This window comes from Bellilinea sp. (assembly GCF_034432615.1).
In the GTDB taxonomy this organism is placed as follows: domain Bacteria; phylum Chloroflexota; class Anaerolineae; order Anaerolineales; family Anaerolineaceae; genus Bellilinea.
In genome coordinates this window covers 24,315-30,867 of sequence record NZ_DAOUBL010000146.1, presented here as the reverse complement: position 1 = coordinate 30,867, position 6,553 = coordinate 24,315, and the positions used below count along the sequence as shown (strand labels likewise).

5 protein-coding genes are annotated in these 6,553 nt (G+C 46.8%); 3 read left to right on the top strand and 2 right to left on the bottom strand.

The annotated features are described in order from the left end of the window. Window positions 1–420 precede the first annotated feature (420 nt). Window positions 421–1,716 (top strand): diguanylate cyclase, encoded by a 1,296-nt coding sequence (locus VAE48_RS06720; RefSeq protein WP_322792547.1) that lies wholly within the window; start codon window positions 421–423, stop codon window positions 1,714–1,716. 11 nt (window positions 1,717–1,727) lie between these two features. Here the strand turns inward: VAE48_RS06720 and VAE48_RS06715 are convergent, their stop codons facing one another. Both VAE48_RS06715 and VAE48_RS06710 read right to left on the bottom strand, forming a co-directional pair. Continuing rightward, on the bottom strand, window positions 1,728–2,234 hold the full coding sequence (locus VAE48_RS06715) for a hypothetical protein (RefSeq protein ID WP_322792546.1): 507 nt from the start codon (window positions 2,232–2,234) through the stop codon (window positions 1,728–1,730). Between the two features lie 106 nt (window positions 2,235–2,340). After that, entirely contained in the window at window positions 2,341–3,933 is a 1,593-nt protein-coding gene (locus tag VAE48_RS06710; RefSeq protein ID WP_322792545.1) for a S1C family serine protease, read from the bottom strand. Window positions 3,934–4,171: 238 nt separating this feature from the next. On the opposite strand from VAE48_RS06710, the gene VAE48_RS06705 reads away from it, so the two are divergent. Further along, window positions 4,172–4,819 carry a hypothetical protein gene (locus VAE48_RS06705; RefSeq protein WP_322792544.1) on the top strand — a complete coding sequence of 216 codons (648 nt, stop codon included), beginning with the start codon at window positions 4,172–4,174 and terminating at the stop codon, window positions 4,817–4,819. A gap of 168 nt (window positions 4,820–4,987) precedes the next feature. Beyond that, complete coding sequence (locus VAE48_RS06700) at window positions 4,988–6,493, top strand: NAD(P)/FAD-dependent oxidoreductase (protein ID WP_322792543.1); 1,506 nt, start codon at window positions 4,988–4,990, stop codon at window positions 6,491–6,493. The last annotated feature ends 60 nt before the right edge of the window (window positions 6,494–6,553 follow it).

The following is a 6,553-nucleotide window of genomic DNA, read 5'->3' as shown; positions in this document are numbered from 1 at the left end:
AAATGCACTCCCTGCACCAGCGAAGAAGCACAATTTCCCACTCCAACAATTGCTACGCGAACTTTTTTATCCTTTGCCATATTTCTTGTTGTGAACTCCTTTGGAGAATGATTTGTGGTTGTTTTTGACAGGTTTGGCTCAAGGGATACAGGCGGGCATTTTTCTCAATCCGTCCTTTTGCCTGACAATTCCATGGGCAGGTTTGCACCTATTATACTTTTATTTTTCTTTTATTGAACAGCACTTGATCCACCTGCACAAAATTCAAAACCGCCCGGGATTTTGCAATCTTGGTATTGCTGATAAAGAATGTTCTTTTTAATCAAGAATCAGATATAATCGAAATATACCCTGCTGAGATTGGGGAGCGTTACATTTGAAAGCAATCGCAATACAACAAACCCTATGAGCAATTATCTCATGTCCGATGATTCTTTCATGGTTTCATCGGTGTATAAACCAAAACTGAATTATCGCATCTACCTTCTTATTCGGGATTCAAAAGAGGCTCTTGAACTCACCGAACAAATTAACGCCTTTGGTTATCAGGTCAATCCGTTTACCAAAGCCGATGATCTGGTTTCTGCCTTGCGCTGGTCCTTACCCAATGCCATCCTCGTATTTGTAGATGGGAAAAAACTCACCTTTGAAGATTATGAGGAACTTGCGCTCAAACTCAAAAAACAGTCCAATCATTTACCGCTGGTGATCATCAGCACAGAGGATAACTTCGATTTACGGCTGAGAGCAGTCCGCGCAGGGGGCTCAGCCTTCTTTATTCATCCGGTAGATATCAGCTCCTTAATTGGCTCGCTGGATGAATTTGCCAATCCCACACCCAGTGTTCCAAACCGGATCCTGATTATTGATGATGTCCTTTCACAGGCAAGCTTTTACGCCATGCATCTGGAAAAAGTGGGCATGCAGACCCGCATTGTCACCGACCCACGCCAGATGATTCAACCGATGATCGAATTTAACCCCGATCTAATCCTGCTGGATATGTATCTTCCTGAATGTAACGGCATCGAACTGGCGCGCATGATTCGCCAGATGGAAAATTTTGTCTCCGTACCCATTGTCTTTCTTTCTGCCGAAACTGACCGCGAGCGTCAGCTGGCAGCCCTGATGATGGGCGCTGATGACTTCCTGATCAAACCTGTTAAACCTGAACACCTGATCGCTTCGGTCACTTCGCGCATTGAACGCTATCGCAAGCTGCGTTCCTTAATGATTTACGATGGCCTGACCAATTTGCTCAACCACTCCACCATCAAGGAAAGACTGGTTAAAGAGTTATTGCGCTCCGAAAGAGACAAACAACCGCTTTCCTTTGCCATGATTGATCTCGACCACTTCAAAAATGTCAATGATCGTTACGGTCACTCAGCCGGTGATCGGGTGCTTAAGAGCCTGGCGCGCATGCTTAAACAACGTTTGCGCCGCACGGATCTGATTGGCCGCTATGGCGGTGAGGAATTTTCCATTATTTTTCCCAATACCACCGCTGCCGAAGCCGCCTCGGTCATGGACAAACTGCGCGAAAGTTTTTCTCATATCCACCACCTCAGCTCGGATGGCTTTTTTTCAGTCACCTTCAGCTGCGGGATAGCATCCTTTCCCGAATACAAAACCGCTGTTGCCATCAGCAACGCCGCCGATAAAGCGCTCTATCAGGCTAAAGAAAGCGGACGCAACCGCATCAGCGTAATTTGAGGCCGCCTCACCTAGCGGCGGACGGCAACTTCCACCACAATTTTCAAAGCATCCGCTTCAACGGTCATCGATTTTATGACCGCTCCCTCGCCTGACTCGCGTACCTGATCCTTAATGATTTGGGATAGAGCGTCGTTGACTTTCTTGATGGCATCACTGGCCAGATCCACACCGGGAATATTGATGGCGGTTACCTCCACCTTGGGTTGTTCGTCCACCACCGAAAATTTAAGTTCAACCTGACCATTGATGCGAGTACCTCCCAGGGTCTGATATTGACCTTTGGCAATAATTTTATCCGGTTCGATGAACTCAATGTCGTCCACTTCGATGAGCGGCAACTTTTCACCTTGTGATGCCGCAGCTGACTGAGCCGCACCGATGATCTGTTTGATGCGTTCTTCTTTCAAAGTAATGGGAATGCTTAATTTACCATCCTGCAAACTCAAATTGCAGGCAAGCGAAACCAGCATGAAGATCACACCACCCAACAGGATCATCCAGGATTTTCGATTCATGGGATACTCCTTTCATTCATTCTCAACGATTAAGTATTCCCGATTTTACCAATAAAAAAGGGGCTGAAACCCATATCAGCCCCTTTCATAAAAATTTTGGTCAACTCTATGGCAAAGTACCAACCACATCAAAAGTTGCCAGTATTTGATCAAAGACTTCAAGATCTGCATCGGTCATGGCATTGAATAAAATTGACACCAGCAAAGAGGTTTTGTTGACCTTGGGGCGCGCCGTCAGCACCACAAACAGGTTGCCTGCGTTATCACAGTTCTTGTAAACATCATAAGAACCCTCAAACGCATTATCTTCATACTTTTCCCGGAATTGCCACTTGCAGGATGACTGAAAAACGGATTTGTAATAATCCAGCAACTGGATGTAACCGGCCAGTTTAGCCACCTCGTCGGACACCCCAAAGAACACGCCCGGCTCATCAAAAGCGTTGTTGAAACGGTCTAAATTGGCTGCAGCAGTAATTGCTGCACCGATAATTTCACCATCAGAAACCCATGGTGAGCCGTCCACCTGTGTCCAGGTGGAAGGTATCGCAATTTGAATCGCCCCATAATCATCCTGTACCTGTACATAATCACCGTAGGCCTGACCACTGCCACCGGAAACATCCTCACTCAGTTCCTGAGCAAAGGAAAATTTTGTTTCCAATGGCTTGCCATTCAATTCGCCTGCCAGCACTTCTTGGGTGGAAAAACGCAGCACCTCAATTGCCAGAACATCCGATGCGTTACGGGTACGTAAGATATTGCAATAATCCGTCATCTGACCGTCGGTTGCCAGCACCAGACCTTCCATAAGGGTGATAATGTCACCGCCTTGCAAACCTGCCTTACCTGCTGGAGAACCCGACTTAACGGAAGCGACCCAAATGCCTGACAGGCTGCCATCTTCGGAAACTACTGCCTGACCGTTGATGCCAATCGACTCATAGTCCTGACCGGAGCGCAATATTTCGATGACTCTCCGGGCATCTTTCCCGCGGATAGCGAAATTCTGATCGAAGCGGTCGTTGCCAGCATAATTGACCCCCACCACCTGACCCTGCATATTCACCAACGGGCCGCCGGAATTCCCGCCGCGGATACGCGCATCATGCTCGATCACCGCCGGCACGGACGCCCAAAACGACTCGCCATCTGCATTGGCTTTGGAGACAATCCCTTTGGTGAGCGTGTATTCCGGGTCACCCAGCGGGAAACCGGCCGCATAGACTTCCAAACCGGGGGTAATTTCACCTTCATAGAAGGTTAGAAACGGAAAATCATCCCCTTCAATGTCAATGACTGCCAGATCCCAGCATTCTGAAACCCCCAGTATTTTCGCATTGCGTGGACGGGTTTCCCCCGCTAAAAACACCTTTAGCAACGCAGCCCCGGTCACCACATGGTTGTTGGTAACTGCAATACCGGAGGGGTCAATGATAAAACCGGTTCCGCGCCCAGCCACATTGTAAAGGCTACCCAGTTCCGGATCGACAAAACTGCCCTGCGCCTCAATTTGCACCGTGGCGCTGCGCAACAGGTTGAGCACATCCACCTGTTGCGTTGGTGTGGCCTGTGGGGCAGATGTGGGTAACTCCACCGGTGGATTAGTCGGTGCAGTTGTCGGCTGACTGGCCGGTGCACAAGCCACTAACAGGCTTAAAATCAACAAAACTGTTCCCAGATACTGAGCGCGCCTCATGATTTCCTCCATTGGCTGGTAAATTTGACAAATACAATTTTTATTATTGATTTTACTACCTTACAATCCTTACAATAAAGGATGATTTTTATTTTCACCCTCTTGGAAAAAATAAGTGATTACTCAACAAAATTGTACTTCTATTCTTTACTTCGACAGTAAAATTTTCTAAAATAGAAGAAAAATCTCCACTTTTCAGGCAGAAATAGAATTTCGGGTTAAATCTGAGCGTAAAAAAATGGAAAAAATCTTAAGTTCTTTTGCGTTCCAGCATCGCTTCCGTTTCGTTAATTCCTTTCAACTTCAATTCCCCGTATTTATGAATCTGCCCTATGCCGGAAGGATCAACCTTAACGAAATTACTTTTGGGTTGTGCGGCGGCATGTGTTTTGCTGCACTGGATTACTTTCATGCCAACCAGACACCTCCCCCATTCCAAACACCGCAAGAAATTAACCCAAAGTTGTTTGGGTTTCTTTGTGATCGCCAGCTAGATAGTCTGAAAGTTTTTACCGTTCTTAAGTTCATGGAATGGATGATCATTGACGAAAAACAAACCGCAACCCGCGTCAAGCGATATGAAATCCCCAAACTGCGCCGTCTGCTTCAAAAAGGCGAACCGGCCGTATTGGGTTTGGTACGCGTGCGCGGCGTTCAAAGCCCCACCCAAAATCATCAGGTGCTTGCCGTTGGGTATGAAATTGACTCTGCGCTCGAACAAATCTCAATTTACCTTTATGATCCCAATCACCCGCACCTGAATCCGTTCATCCGATTTTTCATGGGTAAAAATGCGGCCGCGCCGCTCTTCATCCAATCCACCGGTGAACCGCTGTTTGGTATTTTTGTAATTCCTTACCGTTATCAAAAACCACCCCAAATTTAAATTTTTTCTTGACATGTTTTTTGAGGGCGACTTTACGCCCATTTTTTGTTTACCGCCCCTGGTAAAAAGGTGAATTTCACCACAAAGAATAGCATTTTCTTAGAAAATCTTCTAAACGTGATATATTCTCCCTATCGGTGTTTTGGATAGTTTTCACGGAGTTTTGGTGTGACTGAAAAGAAAATCTTGATTATTGGGGGTGGCATTGCCGGTCTTGCTGCAGGCTGCTATGCCCAACTGAATGGCTATCGAGCCACCATTTTCGAAATGCATGGTCTGCCGGGTGGGTTATGCACAGCCTGGGAGAGAAAAGGCTATACCTTTGATGGCTGCATCCATTACCTTTTCGGTACAGGCGAAGGTCAACCTTTTAACCAAATGTGGCAAGATCTGGGCGCTCTCCAGAATCGCCCAATTATTAATCATCAAGAATATCAGCGGATCACCGATGGAGAGCATACGCTGATCATCTATACCGACCCCAAAAAATTAGCCGAGCATTTGACTGCAATCTCTCCTGCCGATCAAGATCTGGTCCACCAATTTTGTGAAGGGGTCAATCAATTCACCCAATTTGACATGGAAGCCATGTACCAGAAACCCCGATCTCTGATGACAGCAACCGATTGGGCTGAGTTCGGGCGCAAAATGACCCCTTTCCTGATCCCCATGGCTCGCTGGGGGCAATTGTCTAGCGGCGAATTTGCCTCCAGATTTAAGCATCCATTTTTGAAGCGTGCCATTGCCCACATGTTTTCATGGGAAGAAGCACCGGTGATGATGGGAATGTGTCTGCTGGCCTACATGTACACTGGAAATGCGGGCTTTCCGGCTGGCGGTTCGTTAGAATTTGCCCGGGCAATTGAGAAGCGTTTTCTTGAATTGGGTGGCGAAATTTATTACAACGCCCAGGTTGAAAAAATACTGGTTAAAGAAGATACCGCCATCGGTGTCCGATTATATAATGACAAAATTTACTCCGGTGATTGGGTCATATCAGCCTGCGATGGGCGGGGCACGATTTTCGACATGTTAGAAGGGAAATATCTCAACCGCCAGATTCAAAAAATGTACGACGGTCACCTGCCCATGCACAGCATGTTACAAATTTCTTTGGGTGTAAATTGTGATTTATCAGTCGAACCACATTGGATCACGCACTTGCTGGAAGAACCGGTATTGGTTACTGGTGAATCGCGGAATGAGATTGGCGTCAAACACTACTGCTTTGACCCCTCACTTGCCCCGCAGGGCAAGTCAGTGGTGGAGTTAATCATTCGCACCAATTACACTTACTGGCAACGCATCTACGGACGCCGGCCCTATGATGAGGAACAGCGTCAGGTATCGGACATTATCCGCGAATATCTGGAAAATTGGTATCCCGGTATCAATCAACAAGTTGAAGTAGTTGACGAAGCCACCCCGCTGAGTTACGAACGGTACACCGGAAACTGGAAGGGGTCAACCTGTGGATGGCTTTTAACCAAAGAAACCATGCCGATCTTGATCAAGGGAGTATCCAAATCACTTCCCGGTTTGAAAAATTTTTTGATGGCAGGTCAATGGGTTGAACCGGGTGGCAGTGTACCGCTGGCAGCCGCTTCCGGAAAGAATGCCATTCAATTCATATGTGCCTCTGATCAAAAAGAATTTACAACCGAATTGCCTTGAAAGGTTGATTGATTAACATGCAAATAAGGGTACTTAAATTTAAAAGGGAGAGTTTAAGGT